Genomic DNA, 22,025 nt, shown 5'->3' on the forward strand with positions numbered 1-22,025 from the left:
TGGTCTGAACTCAGTTATAGATAACTAACATGAGTATAGGTCGAACAATTGATACATAAATAAAATTTATGATATTCAATTGATTACACATGTGGAATCTTTCCTGTACGTCAGATGTAAAAACAGGATTGCAACGGCACTTATTGTCGCACCAAGCATACAAACACCTGACCATCCAGCATGGGCAAATACCCAAGTTGTGGCGATAGCCCCGATGGCACTGCCAATCGAGTAGAACAGCATATAACCTGCGACCAAACGGCTTTGGGCATCAGGTCGTAGTGCAAATATGATGCTCTGATTGGTGACATGCACCGCTTGTACGGCAAAATCCAATATCACTACGCCGATAACTAACCACCACAGTGAGTAGGGCAAAAATGCGATAGGAAGCCAGGAAAACAGCAGCAGCGCCAAGGCAATCAGTGTTGTTTTTTCCCCCAGCCCCTGATCTGCACGTTGCCCAGCGTGGCTTGCAGCTAATGCCCCTGCAACACCCGCCAACCCAAATAATCCCACCTGGCTATGGGACAAAGCATAGTGTGGGCTGCTCAGTGGTAACACCATTGCGGTCCATAGCACACTAAACGCCATAAATATCAACAATGCGAGGGTGGCTCGTATGCGAAGCTCACGCTCATTGATAAATAACTCGCACAGCGAAAGTAGCAGCTGCCGATAGGATGACGGAGCTGATTTAGCTGCGGACGGCATCACGAAATAGAGCACTATCGCCATCAATAACATCATGGCAGCGGAACAAAAATAGACTGAACGCCAACCGGCAAAATCGGCCATTGCACCAGAGATAAAGCGCGCCAACAGGATCCCCAAAACAATTCCGCTGGTGACTTTACCCACCACTTTTCCTCTTTGTTGCTCGGGAGCCAGGGTTGCGGCAAAGGCGACGATCACCTGCACCACAACGGCCATCAGCCCGATAATCAGCATTGCCATCAGTAGCAGTGAAAAAGTGGGGGCAAAACTTGCCGAGATCAATGCTGCAGCAGACAGCAATAGTTGCCCAATAATTAATTTTCGACGATCCCAAAGGTCACCCAGCGGTACTATGAAGATGAGTCCCAGGGCATAACCTGTTTGTGTCAGAGTGACTACCAGACCAATCGCCGATGGGCTAACGCTCAACTCTCCCGCCATAATGTCCAGTAGAGGCTGAGCAAAATAGACATTGGCAACAGCCATGGCTGATACCATCGCGAAGAGCAGTATCATGATTGAGCTGAGGTACGGCGTAAAAGCTGTTTTCGGTAATGGCTGGATACGGTTTTTTGCCGATTCTTTTACAGTGGACATAAAATGCCTGATACATAATCTGGTTTCGAATTGAAACCACTTAATTGATTTTTAACAGAGGTGGTTTTAATATGCAACTAGTTTTCCATGCCAGACCGGAGTCAAAGAATGTCTAAAATGAGTGAAGACCAGACCGAAGCAGAAGAGTGTCCAGTTGCCAGAACACTTGAGATCTTGGGGGATCGCTGGTCGTTGATGATTATTCGTGATGCTTTTGATGGGATCCGCCGCTTTGGCGAGTTTCGTAACAATCTCGGATTGGCGAAAAATATCTTGGCGGGGCGTCTACGAGATTTAGTGGAACACGGAATTTTGAGGGTGGCTCCGGCCTCTGATGGCAGCGCCTATCATGAGTATGTGCTGACTGAAAAGGGCCATCAATTATTCCCGATTATTGTTAGCTTACGCCAGTGGGGTGAAGAGCATCTATTTTCAGCGGGCGAGAAACATTCTATTTTAGTTGATAATCTGAGTGGCCAACCTATCAGTAAATTGGCGGTATCTTCACAGCAAGGTCAGGTTCTGGATGCCAGTGATTGTCATCGGGAAAAAGTGATTAAACGTTAAATAATTCACTATAGAAATAGTCTTATTCACAGAATCTGAGTGATAAAAAAGAAGAAATATATTTTTGAAAGTCTCTGCATAAAATTTCTTAATAAATAGAAACTAGCATGCAAGTAATACAATAATCATCCATCCATAAAACAAACATATTCGTATTTGCAGTGGCACATTTTTTATCCAGTGCTAACGTTTATTAGCATGTGAAATCATAATAGTGCTCTGTCGATATATTTTCTGCACTCAATAATAATTTAATTTTTATAGTTATTTGATTTCACTGATTTTTAATTGAACATTTATCTCAATTAGGATAGGGGTAGGAAATGACTAGAAAATCTCTGGATGATTATCGCTCAGATTTATTAGACTCTCGCTTTGGCTCTAAAGCGATTCGTAATATTTCAGAAAATAAAGTATTCCCTAAAGAGGAGATGCGCGAGGATATTGCTTTTCAAATCATCAGTGATGAACTATTTCTTGATGGTAATGCGCGACAGAATCTTGCCACATTCTGTCAGACGTGGGATGACGATAATGTCCACAAACTGATGGATCTTTCGATAAATAAAAACTGGATTGATAAAGAGGAATATCCGCAATCAGCGGCAATAGATATGCGCTGTGTAAATATGATGGCTGATTTATGGAATGCCCCTACGCCGAAGGGGGAGCAAGGTGTGGGGACGAATACCATTGGTTCTTCAGAGGCGTGCATGCTGGGTGGCATGGCGATGAAGTGGCGCTGGCGCAAAAAAATGGAAGCGGCAGGCAAGTCAACGAATAAACCTAATTTTGTTTGTGGGCCGGTACAGGTGTGTTGGCATAAATTTGCCCGTTATTGGGATGTGGAAATTCGTGAAATTCCTATGATTCCAGGGCAATTATTTATGGATCCACAACGGATGATAGAAGCATGCGATGAAAATACTATTGGTGTTGTACCGACTTTCGGTGTGACTTACACCGGCAACTATGAATTACCCAAACCCTTGCATGACGCGCTGGATAAATTGCAAAAAGATACCGGCCTCGATATTGATATGCATATTGATGCGGCCAGTGGTGGCTTTTTAGCTCCCTTTGTTGCGCCGGATATTGAGTGGGACTTTCGTTTACCACGCGTTAAATCAATCAGCACTTCCGGGCATAAATTCGGGCTGGCACCTTTGGGATGTGGTTGGGTTATTTGGCGCGATGCCGCGGCGTTACCTGAAGAACTGATATTTAATGTCGATTATCTTGGTGGGCAGGTCGGCACATTTGCTATCAACTTCTCGCGTCCGGCGGGGCAAGTGATTTCCCAATATTATGAATTTATACGCTTAGGGCGTGAAGGTTATACCAAAGTACAAAGCGCCTGCTATCAGGTAGCTGAATTCCTCGCCAAAGAAATAACTCCGCTTGGGCCTTATGAATTCTATTGCAGTGGTGGCCCGTATGAGGGTATTCCGGCTATTTGTTTTCGCATCAAAAAAGGGGAGAAACCTGGGTATACCCTCTATGACCTCTCCGAGCGTTTAAGGCTGCGTGGCTGGCAGGTTCCGGCATTTACCCTTAGTGGCAAGATGTCAGATGTGGTGGTGATGCGCATCATGTGCCGTCGTGGGTTCGAGATGGATTTCGCAGGGTTGCTCTTAGATGATTTTAAATCCTCACTGAAATATCTAAGTGAACATCCATCCCTTGGAGGCGAGGCAAGTCAGAATAGTTTTAGTCATACATAAACCGGGTGGCGGTCTTTATTCTGATTATTAACCTTCAAGATGGTGCTATGCCCGTGAATAAGGTGGATAAATTATGTCGAATAATAGCTCCGGGACAGGTAAACCTGCTGTTCCAGTCAAAAAGCTGAGTATCGCAACATTGGCTATCATGAATATCGTGGCTGTTGTCAGTCTCAGGGGATTACCCGCTGAAGCCGAATATGGCCTGAGTTCAATTTTCTATTATCTGTTTGCTGCAGTATTTTTCTTAATTCCTGTTTCACTGGTAGCGGCGGAATTAGCCACAGGCTGGCCTGAAAAAGGCGGGGTATTTCGCTGGGTTGGCGAAGCATTTGGCCCGCGTTTAGCTTTTCTTGCCATGTTTATGTTGTGGATTGAGGTGACCGTCTGGTTCCCCACTGCACTGACATTTGCTGCGGTATCACTGGCCTTTATCGGCCCAGAACAACGATGGGACGAGGCCCTGTCTGCCAATAAATTCTTTGTCTTGGGAATAGTGCTATTTATTTATTGGCTCGCCACCTTTATTGCCTTTAAAGGCGTTGATACATTCGCCAAAGTTTCAAAATGGGGCGGTATTATCGGTACGATTATTCCTGCGGTGATTTTGATTGTGCTGGGTTTCTCTTACTTAATTGGCGGTGGGACTCCACAAATAGAATTAGCCTGGGATCAGGTGGTTCCCGATTTTACCAACTTTGATAATGTGGTGCTGGCCGCCAGTATTTTCTTGTTCTATGCCGGTATGGAGATGAATGCCATCCATGTTAAAGATGTGGATAACCCGAATAGAAACTATCCCATAGCCATTATGTTGTCCGCCGTGGGGACGGTACTTATTTTCGTCTTAGGAACTCTGGCAATTGCCTTTATTATTCCACAGTCTGAAATTAGCCTGACGCAAAGCCTGTTGGTGGCTTACGATGATATGTTCAAGTGGGCTCATTTGGAATGGTTGGGGCCAGTGGTTGCTTTTGCTTTGGCTATTGGTGTGCTGGCAGGGGTGGTGACCTGGGTTGCTGGCCCATCTTCAGGTTTGTTGGTAGTGGCGAAAGCGGGTTATTTGCCACGCTGGTGGCAACATACCAATAAGAATGGCATGGCGACCCATATTCTGCTGTTACAGGCTCTGCTGGTTTCCTTGTTGGCAATACTGTTTGTGGTATTACCTTCGGTGCAGGCGGCGTATCAAATAATGAGTCAAATGACCGTTATCTTATATCTCATCATGTATATGCTGATGTTCAGCTCTGCAATTTATCTGCGTTACAGTCAGCCGAATCGTCCACGCCCATATCATATTCCCGGCGGGGCAATCGGCATGTGGATTATTGGCGGAGCAGGGCTTATTGGCTCAATTCTGGCTTTCGTATTCAGCTTTATTCCACCCAGTCAAATTACGGTAGGTAGCCCAACAGAATATGTCGGTATTCTGATCGCCTCCACACTGTTCTTTGTCATTTTGCCATTCTTGATTTATATCGTTCGCAAGCCTCACTGGCGTGATGCAAATAGCGATTTTGCCCCATTTACCTGGCAAGCAGAAAATGGTCATCCAGGTATTCCGAGTACTTCAGCGATGCATACCAATGACGTCACGGCTGCGGCAGCAATTAACGCACCGGCTACCAATGCGCCGAAAAGTTAACATCTTTCTTCTCTATGCAGGGCGGCTTCGGCCTCCTGCCCAATAATATTAAGTGTTGGAGTCAGTATTATGACTATTGACCTAGCTCGCTTGAATCACGTTATTAAGGATGCTTATTCGCAACACTCCACCCTCGCCGGAGGCGAGAATGCCAGCTACATTCCTTATCTGGCCAGCGTTCCCAGTCAGCTTGCTGGGTTAGCCATTGTCACTGTTAATGGCGATATTATTTCGCAAGGTGATGCCGATTTTCGTTTTGCCTTGGAATCTATTTCGAAAGTGTGCTCTCTTGCCTTAGCGCTAGAAGATATTGGCCCACAGGCGGTACAGGACAAAATAGGCGCTGACCCTACCGGTTTACCTTTTAACTCGGTCATTGCGTTAGAGCTGCATAATGGTAAGCCTTTGTCACCACTGGTCAATGCGGGGGCGATGTCGACAGTGAGTGCGATTAAGGCCAGCAACCGGGAAGAGCGCTGGGCACGTATTTTGGATATGCAGCAGCAATTGGCTGGCGCGCCCATTGCACTTTCGGATGAAGTTAATCATTCAGAACAGACTACCAATTTTCACAATCGAGCCATTGCCTGGCTGCTTTATTCGGCCCAGGCCATGTATTGTGATCCGATGGAAGCCTGTGACGTTTATACCCGTCAGTGTTCAACATTGTTCAATACTATTGAACTGGCCACCATGGGGGCAACCTTTGCGGCGGCGGGAGTCAACCCTGTGACTAAAAAACAGGTGCTGACGGCCAGCAATACGCCATTTATTTTGGCGGAAATGACCATGGAAGGAATGTATGGTAGCTCTGGAGATTGGGCATATACCGTGGGCTTACCGGGTAAAAGTGGTGTCGGTGGCGGGATTCTGGCGGTAGTGCCGGGTGTTATGGGGATTGCGGCATTTTCGCCGCCCCTTGACCCGGTAGGCAATAGTGTCCGTGGCCAAAAAATGGTGGCATCAGTGGCGCAACAGTTGGGATATAACCTATATAAAGGTTCGCTTTAATCTTGGGTAGCGGCCCTGCGGTGCAGCAGGGCCAAATCAATCATCGCAACTAGCTTAAATCAATATCCTTATGGCCGAAAAACCACGTCAGAATAAAGCCCGCAGCATATGAGATGAGGAGACCAACCACGTAAACCATCATTCCGGCGAAAATCCCCTGGCCTGATGTCATGAGTGGAATAGACACTAATCCCGATGGGCCAAACACCGTATTCAAACCAACCGGTAGCCCCAACCAGGCAACCAGACCGATAAAGAAGCCGCCGACAGCGCCACCTAAACACGCGGTAATAAAAGGCTTCAGGCGCGGTAATGTCACACCATAAATAAGTGGCTCACCAATCCCCAATAACCCAGGGAAAATGGCTCCTTTAATCTGTGTACGCAAGACAGAGCCTTTTGGCGAACGAACATAAAGTGCCAGTGCTGCCCCCACTTGCCCCCCACCTGCCATAGCCAGAATCGGGAATAATGAGTTGAAACCTTGCGCGTCCATTAAGGCGAAATAAACCGGAACAAACCCTTGATGGATACCGAACACCACGGCAATCAGGAATAATCCAGCCAAAATAGCGGTGCCGAACGGGTTACCATTTAAATGCATAAACAGCCATGACATGCCCTTAAATAGCTCGCCCCCTACTGGCATGATGGCAACGAAAGTAATTGCACCTGTAATCAGCAGTGTGATGGCTGATGTCAGGATCATATCCAGATTATCAGGAATAAAACGACGCACTTGCCGCTCAACCCAGGCACCTAACATACAGGCCAACAGAACGCCGATGATATTGCCGCGTGGGTCAATCGCCAGCCCAAAGAAACTTTCCATGCCGCCGTAGTAGCCGACAGTGCCTTCCGGTACATAGCGTAAAATAAACAGCGAAGCGATAATTGCGCCGTTGACCCCTGTCCCACCAAAGGCTTTCTGTGTATTAAAGCCAATCAGAATACTGAGGAAGGTGAACAAACCGATGCTGAACACTTTCATGTAAGCAATCAGTGCCGCCAGCCATGGGGATTGAATCACGCCATCCACTGCCAGTGTTTGCTGGAGTAATGTTGCGATCCCCAGCAGTAATCCTGCGGCAATGAATCCGGGAATCAGTGGAGTAAATATGGTGGCGAATTTGGTCAGAAAATTATGAACAGCACTTTGTTGTTTCGCTTTCATTTGCTGTTTTTTCTGGCTGGCCAGCACATGCAAATCTGCATCCTGAACACTTTCATGTAACTGCTGCGGTTCAGAACTCAGCACCTTATTCATCATCTCACTGGCGGTTTGAGCTTTGCCCGGCCCGAGAATGATTTGTAACTGATCATCGCCGTTAACGACCCCCATCACGCCGGGTATTGTTTTTAAGTTGTCATGTTGTATCAGCTGACGATCTTTTAAGGTCAGGCGCAGCCTCGTCATGCAATTTCCACAAACGATGATATTCTTACTTCCGCCAATCAAGAGTAAGATCTGGCCTATCGTAGTGCTGGTTATTTTCGCCATGGTTATACTTTAATCTCCTGGAGCGCTTTACGGATGAATCCTTTATTTTTTATAAGGATATCGGCTGATTCCTCCGCAGACATACCACTCAGAATCATCATAATGGCTGTTTTGCAGTGACGGTTACATTTATCAAGTGCATCTTCTGCCTCTTCGGGAGAGCACTCAGTTGCTTGAACAACAATATTGACCTGACGTTGCACCAGTTTGGCATTTGTCGCTTCAACATCTACCATCAGATTGCTATACACTTTCCCACTGCGGATCATCGCACCGGTTGTCAGCATATTCAGGATTAACTTCTGTGCTGTTCCGGCTTTCATCCGTGATGACCCAGTGACAACCTCTGGGCCGACCAGCGCCTCAATAGCGATATCTGCCGCTTTACTCATTTCGCTATTCTGATTACAGGAAATCGCCACCACGGTAGCCCCAACACTGCGCGCATAGGCCATGGCCCCTAGTACATAAGGTGTGCGGCCACTGGCTGCAATTCCGACGAGCACATCTCGTGCATTGAAATGTAGGTCACGCAGGTCTTGCTCACCCATTTCGCGGCTATCTTCTGCATTCTCAACCGCTTGCAAAATAGCTTTGCTGCCGCCAGCGATAAGGCCGATAACCATTTCTCGTGGCGTGCCATAGGTTGGTGGGCACTCACTAGCATCCAGAATCCCCAGTCGTCCAGATGTACCTGCCCCACAGTAAATTAATCTACCGCCGTGTGCGAACGCCTCGGCGATAAGCGAAACGGCTTGGGCAATTTCGGGCAGCTTCTCTTCCACTGCATAGGGCACTTTTTTATCCTCATTATTGATAACCTTGAGTATCTCCAGTGTTGAAAGAGTATCAATTTGAGAACTGGCAGGGTTTCGGCTTTCCGTAACCATTGAACTTAGATTAATCTTCATGGGGACTTCCTTTTATTTAAATTATCGGCGATGTTAAGTAATTAATTATTTATTAAACGTGATGTTCGTCACGGTAAAACCTATTCTAACCACTGGGGCTATGAGGAATAAGTACAGATAAAAATGAATAAATTAATAAATTATCTTCATTATATTTATACAGTTACGCCTTGGTCATAAAAGGTATTGAGCTGGAATAATCCATTATCTTTAACGGGAAACCTTTGATGTCGATTCTGAATGAAATAACCTGGTTACTACCTGAACTGGCAGAAAACCAACAAAAAATAGCAAAATACATTCTTGATAATCCGGAGTCTATTCTCAGTATATCTTCTTCTCAGTTTGCAGAAGATGCGGGAGTCAGCCAGTCGGCCATTGTAAAATTTAGTCAAAAGATTGGTATGAAAGGTTTTCCGGCCTTAAAAGTCGCGATCAGTGAAGAATTAAGCAGAAATAACTTATTTAAATCCTATCCACATAAAGCACTGCATAATTCTATTTCACCCGAAGACTCATTGATGGTGATGGCACAAAAACTTGCACATGAGAAAACGGCGTCAATTATGGAAACAACAAGAAAAATTAATTTTTCTGTTTTCCAGCAAGTGATCTCACTCATTAATACTGCTCAGCGAGTACAAATAGTGGGTATCTGGGGGTCAGGACTTACAGCAAAGGACCTGAGCTATAAATTGCAAAAAATAGGTATAATGACTCTGGTTGAAGCAGACCTCCATGTACAGATTGCCGCAGCGCTGACCCTTACACCCAAAGATGTGCAAATTGTTCTTTCCTTCACGGGTAGAAGAAAAGATATGAGAATTGCAGCAACAGTCGCCAAAGCACAAGGTGCAACGGTCATTGCGATTACCGGCAGTAAAGTCTCGCCGTTGGCTAAAATTGCTGATTATGTCCTTGAAAGTATTTCGGATGAAAATGAGTGGCGAAGTTCTTCAATATCATCCAGAACGGCGCAAAATACTCTCACTGACCTGATATTTCTGGCATTGATGCAGCAGCGAAAAGAAATGGCTAAGCCTTTGATTCTGAATGCGAGTATGACAATAAATAATCTGGATGACTGATGTGTTAGCATATCGGTTCATAAGTTTTAAGGCAATGAAGGTTATATATTTTAATTACCTCATTGCCTTGTGTTACTTTCGGTATGTCTATCTTATCAGGCACTATCTGTAACTCTGATGGCTATTAAATGATTACATTTTGATTTGTTTTGTAATAACTATTCCTGCTGGTAATAAAGTTATTCCTTGTCTTGTCGCCTAATATGGCGGGTTTTCTGAAATGAACACACAAAAAAGAAATGTTATTATTCCTTATTAGTACGAAAAGGCGAATCAATCAACTGTGATTATTATCACTTTATTATACGAGTTAAAAAGTAAAATCGCCCGACAAACATAGCTAATGGAAAAGTTAATGAAAAAATTAATACCCGCGATTCTCTTATTTAGTACCTGTACTTACGCAGATGTTATTCCAGATGCACAACTTAAAGAAATGTGGTTGTCGCCGAAAATTTCGGCTGAAAAAATAACCTCCCAAATGAGTTTTGAAGAAAAACTCGGGCAAATATTAATGGTTGATATTCGATCCTGGAGTCATACTGATAACGGCGATAAAGCAGCATTCATTGAAATAAATGACTCTGTCAGTAAGATGATTCGTGATTATCATTTAGGTTCTATTATTCTTTTCCGTGAAAACCTGATTGATACACCACAAACAGTCGAGTTAATTAATAATCTTCAAAATGCGCGCAGTAATCTCCCTCTATTTATTAGCACAGATCAGGAAGGCGGGTATGTCACCCGCCTACGAGTGGGGACTGAAATGCCAGGGAATATGGCATTAGGGGCTACCGGTTCATCCAAGTATGCTCAGCAGGCTGGAAGTATCCATGGTTATGAGTTATCCAGCCTGGGGTTTAACTTTAACTTTGGCCCAGTGGTTGATGTTAACAATAACCAGAATAACCCCGTTATTGGCGTACGCTCTTATTCAAATGATCCGGTACTGGTCGGGGAATTAGCCCGCAGTTATATCAGTGGCATCCACAAATATAATGTACTCACTTCACTAAAACACTTCCCTGGTCATGGCAACGTTACCTCGGATACCCATTTTTCCCTGCCGACGGTTAATATTGATAAAGCTGCATGGCAGCAAGTCGAACTGAAACCCTTTGTCGAAGTTATGCCAGTGACTGATGCCATTATGACTGCTCATGTGGTTGTGCCAGCCCTGGATGATTCAATGCTCACAAATATTAAGGGCGAAAAAGTGGGTACTCCAGCCACATTATCAAAGCCCATACTGACCGACATCCTCCGCAATCAGCTAAAGTTTGATGGCTTGATCCTGACTGATGCTATGGATATGGGGGCGATTACCAGTAACTTTGATCGTAACTGGTCTATCAAACAGGCCATTATGGCTGGTAATGATATTGTCTTAATGCCAATGGAAATTAAGAATCGCGACAGTATTGAACAACTCAATGCACTTTATGTTTATTTAAAAACTGAGGCCATGAAAGATCCGGTGCTTAAAAAACGTATTGAGGATGCAGCACAGCGAGTTATTTACACCAAACTGAATAAGCGTATTTCTCCTGAGCCACATGATGTCACTATTGCGGAGAAAGTTGTCGCATCGAAAAACCATAAGAATATTGAGAACTTTATTTCTGAACAGGCTATCACGTTAATTAAAAATGATAATGTGTTACCCTATAAAATTAAGCCACAAAACAAGATAATGGTATTTTCTGACGAGAAACCACGCAACGAACTCATTACCAAACATCTTGATGATATTGCTAATGAATTTCAAGTTGATTTTTCCATTAAAAATCAAGTGATAAAACTAGATAAGAGTGATGCAAATTCTGAGGATATCGCCAAACAGATTAAAGGCCAAGACCTTATTATTCTTGCTACTTATAATCTTAAACTTGATCCCATTAATGCACAGCGGATCATCGATGAGGCAAATAATGCCAATATTCCACTGGTCGTCATATCTAGTCGCAACCCTTACGATATTGCTTATCTATCCGGCGTAAAGGCGAATATTGCTATTTATGGTATTACAGGATTCGATGTGACTAATAATGTACGAAACAGTTTAGAAACTAATATCCGTAGTGGGTTAAGAACATTATTTCAGGGGCCAAAAGGGAAATTAGATGTATTGGCCAAACCACATGGGAAATTGCCTGTTGATATTAAAACCCCTGATAATAGCCAAATACTCTTTCCACGGGGTTATGGACTAACAACATAATAAGCTATCGGAAGGTAAAATGAATATATTAAATGGAATTGTGGTTTTTAGTACCTTAACACTATGCATGCCGGTATTAGCAGATGAATTTGAAACTGATTATGATCAGGAGATTTTTAAATTAAATGAAAGAATCCAAAAAATAGAAAAAGAAAAAAAAGAAGCACAGGATAAACTACGACAAAAAGCATGGAATTTCGAAACTTATATAGGTGCAGAACAAGAGATAGACAGTGATGAAAGTTGGAAGTTTATTAAAGGTAGTATGGCAACCTCACCTTATGTTGGTGCCTATATCTATCAAAATGACTCACTGTGGCTATATGATGTTCAGTTTTTAAAAACATATCTGGATAATAATCCAGAGTATGATCGTACACGTTGGCAGGTTGGTGTCACCAGAACTTTTCCTTTCACCTACGATGGTAAGAGTGGTAATACGAAATTGCGCTTAGGTTATCGTAATGATAACTGGCATTATCCATCAATAAGCAACCCGGCATTGGCTGACCCTGAGTACAAAGGGGATGTTCGCAAAGGTGAAGAGCGGCATGAAATCTGGATCCGCCCACAGGCATATTATCAATATTCTGAGAATCTAAGTTTTAACGCCAGCTTATCATTTCGCCTGATTGATCGTAAATTGGACTACGCTCGTGCTAAAGGGAATTATGGCGTATACAAACGAGATTGGAGCCAAATAAATGAGCATTTTGCTGGCGCCAATATCACCTTTAATCAGAAAAACTCACTCTGGTTAAACTATTTGTACATTGATGAACAATTGGTCAATACGCTTTATAACAAAGAGCATTTCTTATGGGGAATTTACCGCCATAAATTTGATAATGGCCTTTTGTTTATGCCTTATACGCGTCTGGCCTTGGTTAAAGGGACACAAAGTTTCCGTGACTCGAATAATCATGAAACTGTACATAAAGAAAAGAATCGTAGCCGTTATGGTTTACAGGTGCTCTACCCACTGACAAAACAAACATCAATATTTGCCGATACCTATTACCGTCCAGAGCAAACCTGGACTGACAGCAACAAAACCAGCAATAATTTTTGGTTTTGGGCTGTGGAGTTGAGGCACAATTTCTGATACTTAATAAGAAATATCAAAAAATCAATTTATTAATAGCGAGATATTAGGGATGAGGAATTTCCTGCGAATATTATTATGTCTGTATGGACTATTTATTGTCAGCTTTGGCCATGCCAGCGTTACCCAAGAAATTATTTTAGGCGTTGATCAGGAAAGTGTTTATGGTCCACTACTTAAAAATAAACGTATTGGTTTAATGGTCAACCAAAGTTCGATTAACAAGGAAGGGCGTCATACCATTGATAAATTGTTAGCCGAGCAAAATAAATACCATTTTACAGTGACAAAATTATTCTCCGTTGAGCATGGTATACGTGGAAACGAAGATGCTGGATTAGGGGATGATAATCATATCGATAAACAGAGTGGCCTCCCCATTATTTCTCTGTATGGAATAGATAAAGATGGACGCGCACGCGCCCACCCAACCGAAACGCAGTTATCTGATGTTGATGTTGTTATTTATGATTTACAAGATGTCGGTGTTCGTTATTTTACCTATACAATTTCCATGCATCATATGCTGGAAAGCCTGCAAAAATACCATAAGCAATTTATGGTATTTGACCGGCCTAACCCGCTCGGAAATCATGTTTATGGGCCAATTCTTGAAGAGGAAAATATTTCCGGAATTGGTATGCATCCTGTCCCTATGGTGCATGGTCTGACATCGGGAGAGTTTGCCCGGATGATAGTTAATGAGGGTTGGTTAACCCATTTCAATGATTCTAATTGGGGCTCATTTAGTATCAAAGATTATCAGTTTCCCCCTGAAGACTTGACTGTTATTGCTATGGGAAATTACACGCATGATTCACCTTATTCATTGCCAGTAAGACCTTCACCCAATTTACGCAGTGATTTGTCTATTCAGCTTTATCCTTCTTTGGGCTTATTTGAAGCAACCAGTGTCAATATGGGTCGAGGTTCAGACTATCCTTTTGAGCAATTGGGTTTCCCATCCAAGAAGTTTTACACCAATACTTGCTATCATGTTGATATTAACCAACAGAAAACCGGATGGCCACAAGCGGGAAAAGAAGTCTGTGGCGAAAGATTTACTGCCACCAATATAGCCGAGATTAAGCCGACGATACGTTACTTTGTTGAATGGTGGTTTAAATTTAAAGATGCGGGTTATTCCATGGTGATCCCTGCTCAAATGGAAGCAAATTATCTGGAGCATCAGGAGAAGTATTTTCTAATACGACCTACATGGTTGGCTAAATTAACAGGTACGCGCAATCTGGTTAAATTAATGAAAGAAGCAGACAATAAGAAATTAACTATCGATGAAACTGTGAATTATCTAGAATCTAGCTGGCAGCCTGATCTTGATAATTATCTGAAATTACGCGAGAAATATAAAATTTATCCTTAAATCCTATTATTCTTCTTTGACGTTTGGGGTGACAGTGAGAGCTGCGCCCCTTTTTTATGATGATTATCTTGGGTAGTGCAATGATTTATTCGAACCAAATAAAAAGGAGTCAGATGATTGCTCATCTAACTCCTTACAAATTTGGTGGCCCCTACTGGACTTGAACCAGTGACCAAGCGATTATGAGTATCTAACTATATCTATATAAATCATATAATTATGATATATGTCAGTGACATAGATTGCCATTAATTGCCAAGAAATGCCAGATTATACAATCTCTATCGCCACTTTATCGCCACTCATTGCCAGCGGATTAAGTTTCACTGCTTCTTCTAAATGGTCTGGTGCAAAGTGCGCGTAACGCATAGTCATTTTAATATCGGTATGTCCAAGTACACGTTGTAATACCAGTATATTACCGCCATTCATCATAAAATGTGATGCAAAGGTATGGCGTAATACGTGGGTCAATTGACCCGCTGGTAATTCTATTTCTGTGCGATTTAGGGCTGAGCGAAATGCGCCATAGCATGAAGTAAAAAGACGTCCTTTTTTCTTCTCAGGTAAGGAATCATATATTTCAGGGCTAATAGGAATGGTTCTATTCTTTCTACCTTTGGTCTTGGTATAAGTGATTTTATACTTATTAACTTGGCTACTTCTTAGTTCTTCTGCCTCAGACCAGCGGGCGCCAGTAGAAAGACAGATTTTTACAATATTCACCAAGTCAGCGTTGTTCTCTCGCCCGCACTCAAGCAACAAGTGGGCTATTTGCTCTTTAGTGAGGAAAGCCATCTCACTCTCTTCAGTACGGAAAGGGCGTATATTTTTAAGCGGGTTTTCACCAGCCCATTCACCTAGACGATTTAGCTCGTTAAAAACTGCTCGGAAATATGCTAACTCTAGATTTATAGTGCGCGGTGCAACTTTAGTTACTCTGCTAGAACGGGCAAAGTCGCCTTTTAGGCGCTTCTCTCTGTACCGTGAAAACATCTGAGCGTCAAAATCTTTTGCTAGCGGTTGGCCCATGCACTCGTAAGCATGATGCATTGCTTGCTGCCGCCTTTCACCGTCTTTTAGTGTTATACCATGTGCTGTAAACCATGCATCAACCAACGTTTTTAGAGTCCGTTCATCTTCTTTTTCATCGTGCCAAGGTTTCTGAACAGTGTGTTGCTCAAAGGAAATAGCTTCGCCTTTTGTCGCGAACTTTCTACGAATGCGCTTACCTTTGGCTCCATTAAGGTAAATTTCACAGAGCCACCATCCATCAGCCTGTTTTCTGATTGCCATCAGTTAACCTCGGTGTAAATCCCAACAACGCGGCCAAGTGTTTTAATCTCATCAATGCCACATTCAAATGGCACCCTACCACCCGTAACATGGAGCCTCCTGGCAGGAAGTAAAGCTAGCTCGCGGATACTGATAGAACCCTCAATATCTACCAGCCACAATCCATCTGAAATAGATGCAACTAGCTCTATAATATGTGTCTTACCATCGGACTTAACACATTGCGGGTGAGTTAGCACTTTGCCAAATAGTTTTGGGTCGATACTCAAAATTCCATCTTCGACTAACTTACTTTCACTTAAAGTGAATGTTTTTAGCTCTAACACTTCATATTTAGGGGTTTCACCGCTAAATCTCGGCCCATTCCCAGTGAGTAACCAGTGAATGCTTGCGCCGGTATCTAAGGAGCAGTGAACAATAAAATCATAAGAGATAGTTCCACGCGTATACCGATTCTGTAGGGAACTGGCTGCGATATTGAATTGTCTCGCAAGCTGTATCTTCTGACTAAATCCGTAAGCCTCGCAGACTCTGTTTAAAACATCCTCGTTACTGATTCCATCATCAATATTCATAATTAATACGTCACTCCGTATTGACCAATGCGTCGTTACGCATTAGGATTGCGGTCAAGCCTAAAGTCATTGATGGCAAAAGTTGGCAAACCGTGGCAATCAATGGCAAATATTTTCTAACCGGGAATAATGCATTATGACAGCACTCATTACAATCAAGATCCCACGTGAAACCGTTTTTCCAGAAGAGTTTGCAGCCCTTGAGGGGGTTTCTGTTCGCACCGTTTATCGTCGTACAACTGGTAACGACGCCTGTATCCCCATTGAGCCACGCACTATAAAGAAAGGAAACAAGCGGGCTAGCGGCCCTATCAAGATTCTTTATGCTCGTTATAAAGAACTAGAAGCAAGAAAAGCGCTTGGTCATTCCCGTTTTCAAATCGTCATTGGTGCGTAATTCACATTAAGTGAATTTTGAGGTGAAAACATGTTTGATTTTTCTGTTTCTAAACATCCGCATTTTGACAACGCCTGCCGCCAGTTTCCAACGCGTCACAATCTGACGCAGTTGGCGAAACTGTTGGATATGAATGCACAAACGTTGCGGAATAAGCTCAACCCGGAGCAACCGCACCACCTTACTGTTACTGAATTGCTTGCTATCACCGACGCAACAGAAGACGCCAGCCTTATCGATGCTATGTTGGCGCAAATCAATTGCATGCCATCGGTGCCAGTCAATGAAGCCTGTGCCGGTAATATCCCAACTTATGCGTTACATGCTACTGCTGCTGTTGGCTTAATTGCCGCTGCTGCTGTTCAAGGCGATCATAAGACCGCTTCCCGTAAATCATCGCTACTGGATACCGTCAATACTGCGATTCGCCACCTGTCACTGATTGGCCTGACAGTGCAATGTCGCATTCAGTCAACCCCTGCGCTTGCTTCAACCGTTGATGTTATTAGCGGCTTGAGTGCTGTCGCCGGTTTAAGTTGAGGTGTCTTTATGATTATTTCTATTGCTCCACTGTTAAAACAGCAAAGCCCGGTAAACCTGCGCCATTTCGGTCACGGTGTGCTGGAGTTGAAGAACGGCCAGCGCTGGAAGCCGGGAAGTAATCAAAAGGTGCTTTTACAAGAATTGTCCTCTGCAAAGAAGACGCCAATATTACGTCGTCTGTTCGGACGTTGATTGGGGGTTATATGCTGCAATTAACGGAAGCTGAAAAATTAAGAATGACGGGTATTGCTCGTATTGCTGAATTAAAAGAAACGCATTTCCGTAATAGAAAGAATGTTGCTCAGGAGGCTTTTGACAAATCACCGGCACATTTGCGTAAAACAATTTGTTTTCATGCAGGGTTAAAAAAACGCCATGTGAATATGCAATTTTCAGAGTTAACTCCAGCAGAAAGAGAATCTGTTATTGAAGCGTTAAATTACTTAATTGAGTTTACTCGTTCGCTGCCGTCGTTTGTCAGTAATGATGACTGCGCGCTGAATATTATTAATTAATTATCATCGCAATATATGGCGTTCTACTCGCCGGGTTTCGTATTGCCTAAAAACAGGAGTTATCTATGCAGAATACAGAACAGAATATATGGGTTTTCGTAGACCCCGCAAAGCCGGGCAGTGAGAGCACAATCACAATGACGTCAGTTGAATCAATGGAGCTAATGCTCAATGAAGCGCGCATGAATGAAAGAAAGAATCAGGCCGCGCTGGTTTCATTTCGTTTGGATGAGATTGCTAATCAAATCCTAAACCGAGAATTGAACGGCGTAGAGGCGGCGGAGCTGCTTAATCAAATAGCCGAGGGAATTCTTAACCAAGCGCAGGCGCAACATTGATGATTGATGAAATCATTATTGATGCTCGTTACGCAATTACGTTGCTTGAGCCAACCCGAACTCTAAATCGCATTCCAAACCTCGTGCTTAACGAGATTAAATTCACCAAAGAAAATGAAAGGGTGTTAGCCGTAATTGCTCATTATCCGACAAGAGTTAGTTTGGTAAGTGATTTAATTCATCATCGTATTTATCGCTCTGGCGTTAATTCTATTTCGGCGTTGGTTGAGGAAACTAAACGCCTTGCTGAATTATGTGAGAAAGGATTTAAAGATTTTCACTCTCCTAACTTATTACCTAAATAAAGGATTTATTATGCATATTAAAATTGGTGAAAAACACATTGTTACTTCTGACAGTCTGCAATTTATTCTTAATGAAGTAAAAGTAAGCCAAAAAGGTAAAAGTGAGGGGCAGGAACGTTTAGAGCCAATTGCTTATTATCCAACTATTGCCCAACTGGTCGAGGGATTAATAAAGCGCAATATAGGTGAAGCGCAGATTAATAGCTTTGCGTCATTGGGTAATGAAATTGGTCGCATTGGTAAGTTATGTCAAGAGGCGTTTTCTTCACCATCATCCAAGGTGAAGCAATGAAATTAAGTATCTGGATTTTCTTTCACGTCATGTTGCCAGCTATTTGCGGTGCTGGCTTGGTGATTTTGTGTCTCACCTTAAAAGTTAATGGGCTGTAATTATGGCTACTGAATGCTTTGTATATAAAAACTTTAATGATGAACGAACATTAATGATTAATACCATTGACGATATTGTGACGGAATATCAAGAGCAGGGGTATCGATTAACTACGCGTCAGGTTTATTACCAACTTGTGGCGCGTGGCATGATTGAGAACACGCTACAGAGCTATAAACGTATTGCCTCGCTGATTAATGACGCGAAGCTCGCGGGCTTGATTGATTGGTCTGGTCTTGAGGATAGGACGCGAGATTTTATTACCCGGAGTCACTGGAATAGTCCTAGCGAGATTATTCGTGCTAGTGCTGAGCAGTATCATGAGGATTTATGGGGTAATCAATCACAGCGGCTTTTTGTCATTATCGAAAAAGAGGCGTTGGTCGGCGTTCTTGAGTCGCTTTGCAATCGGTATGACGTGCCTTTACTTGCTGCACGTGGTTATCCGTCAGGTTCCGTTTTGTATGATTTTGCTCAAAGTCATTTAATTCCTGCAACCAATTTGCGGCAGCACTGCCATATTTTGCACCTTGGCGACCATGACCCAAGTGGCATTGATATGACGCGGGATTTAGCTGGCCGATTAGATATGTTTACTTATACCTCCGCTCTGGTTTCCCTTGAGCGAATCGCACTAAATATGGAACAGGTTGAAGAAATTAACCCGCCTGAAAACCCGGCGAAAACAACGGACTCTCGTTTTGCTCAATATATCAAAAGATATGGCCGCTCAAGTTGGGAGCTTGATGCTTTGCAGCCTCGCTATCTAAATCAACTTGTTGAGGAAAAAATATCCAGTCGAATTGATTGGGATGAATGGGAGCAAAAGAAAACTGAGATTAAAGCCCGTCGTACTGCGCTGGAAGATGTTGCTAATCGGTTCGAACATGATGCGGGTGACGAGTGAGCACCTTTATTCGTGGCCGTGTTACACCAACTCCGCCGCTGCCTTATCCGGGCAGCGGCGCTGCTGTTCCTGCTTATGCCTATCCCGGTAGCAAACCGCGCGAAACCTTGTCCGGCATTCAAAGACCGCTTACCCGTGAACAACTGATTCAGGGGCAAGCCGTTTTAGCCAATATCCATAATCTGCCTCACTTCCTGCGTAGCCAGTTTATTTCTCGCTATCAATACCTGTTAGCCAATAAAGGGCTAAACGACGCTAATAAATGGCTGGTTTTTGTCTTTGACCAGCGTATCTGGCCGCGTATTCAGGTGGTCAATAGCAAAAATGTTATGCGCCTCAGTGCATCAATGAGCTTTTCCATTGATGCCCCAACCTATGCCAGCCTAGCGGGTATGCATGATAAAGAGCTGCGCCGCTTTGCCCGCAAAATCGGTGATGAGCTAATGGTGGCGTACAACCATCATTGTGATGAATGCATTAAGGCTAATCAGGGTGACAGGGCCGTTTTATTGCAGGCCGATACGCAGGTACGGATATTCGGCGATCTTGCCAGAATGGCGCGCGCTTTTAATATCACCCCGATGCACTGGCGCAAATACCTGAAAGGTCGGTTAGATATCACCTCAGCTATTGCCAGTTTGTCACGGCTGGTTAATCCCGAATGGTGGGAGCGCAAACTCAAAGCACAGCGTACCCGCTGGCGGGAAGCGCTATTGATTGCTGTCGGTAATGTTAGCCGGGATATATCGGCGTCTTCATATGCCAGTAAGCAGGCTATCCGCGAAGTGTTCGCCCGTCGCCAATCTAATCTGGAATATCTCAAAAGCTGCCAGTTAGAAAATATTGAAACCGGTGAACGCATCGACCTGATTGATAAGGTGATGGCGAGTATTTCTAATCCAGAAATTCGCCGCATGGAGTTAATGAACACCATCGCTTTCACGGAAAAATATGCTGCCGGGCAAAAGCACGTCGGCATGTTCCTGACCATCACCACCCCGTCAAAATATCACCCGACCCGCGTTGTGGGGAAAGGCGACAACGAGAAAGTCCAGCTTAATCATAAGTGGAATAATGAAGCCTATTCCCCCAAAGACGGCCAGCGCTATCTCTGCAAGATTTGGAGCAAGATGCGCACCGCCTTTAAAGACAACGAATTAAGCGTCTACGGAATGCGCGTAGTTGAGCCACACCATGACGGTACACCGCACTGGCACATGATGCTGTTTTGCCAACGCCGCCAGCGCCAGCAGGTTATCGACATCATGCGCCGCTATGCGTTGAAAGAAGACGGTGACGAGCGTGGGGCTGATAAATATCGCTTTGAGTGTAAGCACATGAACAAAGGCGGGGCCGCTGGCTACATTGCTAAATACATTGCCAAGAATATCGACGGCTATGCGCTTGAGGGTGAACGCGACCATGAAACCGGTGAGCTGCTAACCGATTCCGCTGCGGCGGTAACAGCGTGGGCGGCAACGTGGCGCATCCCTCAATTTCGCCCGATTGGGCTTCCCTCCATGGGAGTCTATCGCGAGTGTCGCCGTATCCGTTCTATTAGTCTGGCCGAGACTTTCGACGAAACCGTGGAAGCCGTGCGCCATGCGGCTGACGAGGGTGATTTTGCGGCCTACATCATGGCGCAAGGTGGCACCAATTGCGGTAATCAGACCGTCCGGTTAGCCAAGCGCGTCGCCGATGAGCTGAACGCCTACGATGAAGAAGTACAGAAAGTCGTCGGTATCTATGCGCCTCACTTGGGCGCTGACCATATTCATGAAACCCGCACAACCCAATGGCGCATCGTTGCTGGTGCCGTTGACGTTGAGCTTTTGACTTTGAAAAGCGCCTCTGGCGCGCCTCGGAGTCCTGTCAATAACTGTGGGTTAGGTGGAAACACCCAAGCGCCAAATGACCCCAGCGGGCAGGCTGAAACGCCTGTGGTGGCGATGGAATACCCACCGGACGCCGTTATTGACTGGTCGGACACTGCCGCCGTGAGGGCGATTGTGGCCCGCGTTAAAGAGAAACAGCCAACGATAAGCAAGATACAACGCAGTTATGACCCCACCAAGGGCCGAATTATTGCGCCATCTGCCCGCTTAACCCGCGAAGAACGCCAGCGCATCTCCCAAATTCGCAATGATTTACTGCTGAAAGATATCAGCGTCCAGCGCTGGGAGCTGGAATCGTTAGCCCGTGGGGCTTCAATGACGTTCGATGACACTGTTATTCAATATCCGGCCTTGTCCGACTGGCCGGAATTCGATGATTAATCTAC

At 44.2% G+C, this 22,025-nt stretch carries 22 protein-coding genes and 1 tRNA gene; 17 read left to right on the top strand and 6 right to left on the bottom strand.

Going from position 1 to position 22,025, the window contains the following annotated elements; translation table 11 throughout:
- Window positions 1-75 precede the first annotated feature (75 nt).
- Window positions 76-1,314, bottom strand: coding sequence for an MFS transporter (locus FTB31_RS09780; RefSeq protein WP_227731310.1), 1,239 nt, complete (start codon window positions 1,312-1,314; stop codon window positions 76-78).
- A 108-nt stretch (window positions 1,315-1,422) separates the two neighbouring features.
- Between FTB31_RS09780 and FTB31_RS09785 the strand changes: the two genes are divergently transcribed.
- From FTB31_RS09785 to glsA, 4 genes are all read left to right on the top strand, one after another.
- Entirely contained in the window at window positions 1,423-1,881 is a 459-nt protein-coding gene (locus tag FTB31_RS09785; protein ID WP_050077055.1) for a winged helix-turn-helix transcriptional regulator, read from the top strand.
- Window positions 1,882-2,204: 323 nt separating this feature from the next.
- Entirely contained in the window at window positions 2,205-3,605 is a 1,401-nt protein-coding gene (locus tag FTB31_RS09790; RefSeq protein ID WP_050077056.1) for a glutamate decarboxylase, read from the top strand.
- Between the two features lie 73 nt (window positions 3,606-3,678).
- The gene (gadC, locus tag FTB31_RS09795; protein ID WP_077175237.1) at window positions 3,679-5,253 is read left to right on the top strand and encodes a putative glutamine/gamma-aminobutyrate antiporter GadC; all 1,575 of its coding nucleotides are present in this window, start codon (window positions 3,679-3,681) and stop codon (window positions 5,251-5,253) included.
- Window positions 5,254-5,322: 69 nt separating this feature from the next.
- Entirely contained in the window at window positions 5,323-6,264 is a 942-nt protein-coding gene (glsA, locus tag FTB31_RS09800; protein WP_077175236.1) for a glutaminase A, read from the top strand.
- A 49-nt stretch (window positions 6,265-6,313) separates the two neighbouring features.
- On the opposite strand, the gene murP is transcribed toward glsA, so the two are convergent.
- Both murP and murQ read right to left on the bottom strand, forming a co-directional pair.
- Window positions 6,314-7,765, bottom strand: a complete 1,452-nt coding sequence (murP, locus tag FTB31_RS09805; RefSeq protein ID WP_227731311.1) for a PTS N-acetylmuramic acid transporter subunit IIBC — start codon at window positions 7,763-7,765, stop codon at window positions 6,314-6,316.
- Between the two features lie 2 nt (window positions 7,766-7,767).
- Window positions 7,768-8,676: an N-acetylmuramic acid 6-phosphate etherase gene (gene murQ, locus FTB31_RS09810; RefSeq protein WP_050077061.1), complete on the bottom strand. Its 909-nt coding sequence runs from the start codon at window positions 8,674-8,676 to the stop codon at window positions 7,768-7,770.
- 227 nt (window positions 8,677-8,903) lie between these two features.
- On the opposite strand from murQ, the gene FTB31_RS09815 reads away from it, so the two are divergent.
- From FTB31_RS09815 to FTB31_RS09830, 4 genes are all read left to right on the top strand, one after another.
- Window positions 8,904-9,764, top strand: a complete 861-nt coding sequence (locus FTB31_RS09815) for an SIS domain-containing protein (RefSeq protein WP_050077062.1) — start codon at window positions 8,904-8,906, stop codon at window positions 9,762-9,764.
- Window positions 9,765-10,119: 355 nt separating this feature from the next.
- Window positions 10,120-11,988 (top strand): glycoside hydrolase family 3 protein, encoded by a 1,869-nt coding sequence (locus FTB31_RS09820; protein WP_175628096.1) that lies wholly within the window; start codon window positions 10,120-10,122, stop codon window positions 11,986-11,988.
- Window positions 11,989-12,007: 19 nt separating this feature from the next.
- Window positions 12,008-13,093, top strand: a complete 1,086-nt coding sequence (locus FTB31_RS09825; RefSeq protein WP_077175233.1) for a hypothetical protein — start codon at window positions 12,008-12,010, stop codon at window positions 13,091-13,093.
- A gap of 52 nt (window positions 13,094-13,145) precedes the next feature.
- Window positions 13,146-14,477, top strand: coding sequence for an exo-beta-N-acetylmuramidase NamZ family protein (locus FTB31_RS09830; protein ID WP_050077067.1), 1,332 nt, complete (start codon window positions 13,146-13,148; stop codon window positions 14,475-14,477).
- Window positions 14,478-14,619: 142 nt separating this feature from the next.
- Here the strand turns inward: FTB31_RS09830 and FTB31_RS09835 are convergent.
- From FTB31_RS09835 to FTB31_RS09845, 3 genes are all read right to left on the bottom strand, one after another.
- Window positions 14,620-14,734, bottom strand: a tRNA-Met gene (locus tag FTB31_RS09835).
- Window positions 14,735-14,747: 13 nt separating this feature from the next.
- Window positions 14,748-15,773: a phage integrase gene (locus FTB31_RS09840; RefSeq protein ID WP_061112021.1), complete on the bottom strand. Its 1,026-nt coding sequence runs from the start codon at window positions 15,771-15,773 to the stop codon at window positions 14,748-14,750.
- A complete protein-coding gene (locus tag FTB31_RS09845; RefSeq protein ID WP_061112020.1) occupies window positions 15,773-16,348 on the bottom strand; it encodes a phage repressor protein CI in 576 nt (191 codons plus the stop codon). The genes FTB31_RS09840 and FTB31_RS09845 overlap by 1 nt, the downstream gene beginning before the upstream one ends.
- Window positions 16,349-16,481: 133 nt before the next feature.
- Between FTB31_RS09845 and FTB31_RS09850 the strand changes: the two genes are divergently transcribed.
- The 9 genes from FTB31_RS09850 (at window position 16,482) to FTB31_RS09890 (ending at window position 22,020) form a co-directional block, all read left to right on the top strand.
- Window positions 16,482-16,745 (top strand): hypothetical protein, encoded by a 264-nt coding sequence (locus FTB31_RS09850; RefSeq protein ID WP_042659705.1) that lies wholly within the window; start codon window positions 16,482-16,484, stop codon window positions 16,743-16,745.
- A gap of 30 nt (window positions 16,746-16,775) precedes the next feature.
- Entirely contained in the window at window positions 16,776-17,285 is a 510-nt protein-coding gene (locus FTB31_RS09855; protein WP_227731312.1) for a phage regulatory CII family protein, read from the top strand.
- 9 nt (window positions 17,286-17,294) lie between these two features.
- A complete protein-coding gene (locus FTB31_RS09860) occupies window positions 17,295-17,480 on the top strand; it encodes a phage filamentation protein Fil family protein (RefSeq protein WP_019079165.1) in 186 nt (61 codons plus the stop codon).
- A gap of 11 nt (window positions 17,481-17,491) precedes the next feature.
- On the top strand, window positions 17,492-17,803 hold the full coding sequence (locus FTB31_RS09865; protein ID WP_227731313.1) for a hypothetical protein: 312 nt from the start codon (window positions 17,492-17,494) through the stop codon (window positions 17,801-17,803).
- A gap of 65 nt (window positions 17,804-17,868) precedes the next feature.
- Complete coding sequence (locus tag FTB31_RS09870; RefSeq protein WP_227731314.1) at window positions 17,869-18,141, top strand: DUF2732 family protein; 273 nt, start codon at window positions 17,869-17,871, stop codon at window positions 18,139-18,141.
- A complete protein-coding gene (locus tag FTB31_RS09875; RefSeq protein ID WP_061111902.1) occupies window positions 18,141-18,446 on the top strand; it encodes a DUF5405 family protein in 306 nt (101 codons plus the stop codon). The genes FTB31_RS09870 and FTB31_RS09875 overlap by 1 nt, the downstream gene beginning before the upstream one ends.
- 10 nt (window positions 18,447-18,456) lie before the next feature.
- Window positions 18,457-18,738: a DUF5405 family protein gene (locus tag FTB31_RS09880; protein ID WP_227731315.1), complete on the top strand. Its 282-nt coding sequence runs from the start codon at window positions 18,457-18,459 to the stop codon at window positions 18,736-18,738.
- 100 nt (window positions 18,739-18,838) lie between these two features.
- Window positions 18,839-19,744 (top strand): hypothetical protein, encoded by a 906-nt coding sequence (locus FTB31_RS09885; RefSeq protein WP_227731316.1) that lies wholly within the window; start codon window positions 18,839-18,841, stop codon window positions 19,742-19,744.
- A complete protein-coding gene (locus FTB31_RS09890) occupies window positions 19,741-22,020 on the top strand; it encodes a replication endonuclease (protein ID WP_227731317.1) in 2,280 nt (759 codons plus the stop codon). Before FTB31_RS09885 ends, FTB31_RS09890 begins: the two co-directional genes overlap by 4 nt.
- Window positions 22,021-22,025: the final 5 nt, after the last annotated feature.

Source organism: Yersinia proxima, assembly GCF_902170785.1.
GTDB lineage: Bacteria > Pseudomonadota > Gammaproteobacteria > Enterobacterales > Enterobacteriaceae > Yersinia > Yersinia proxima.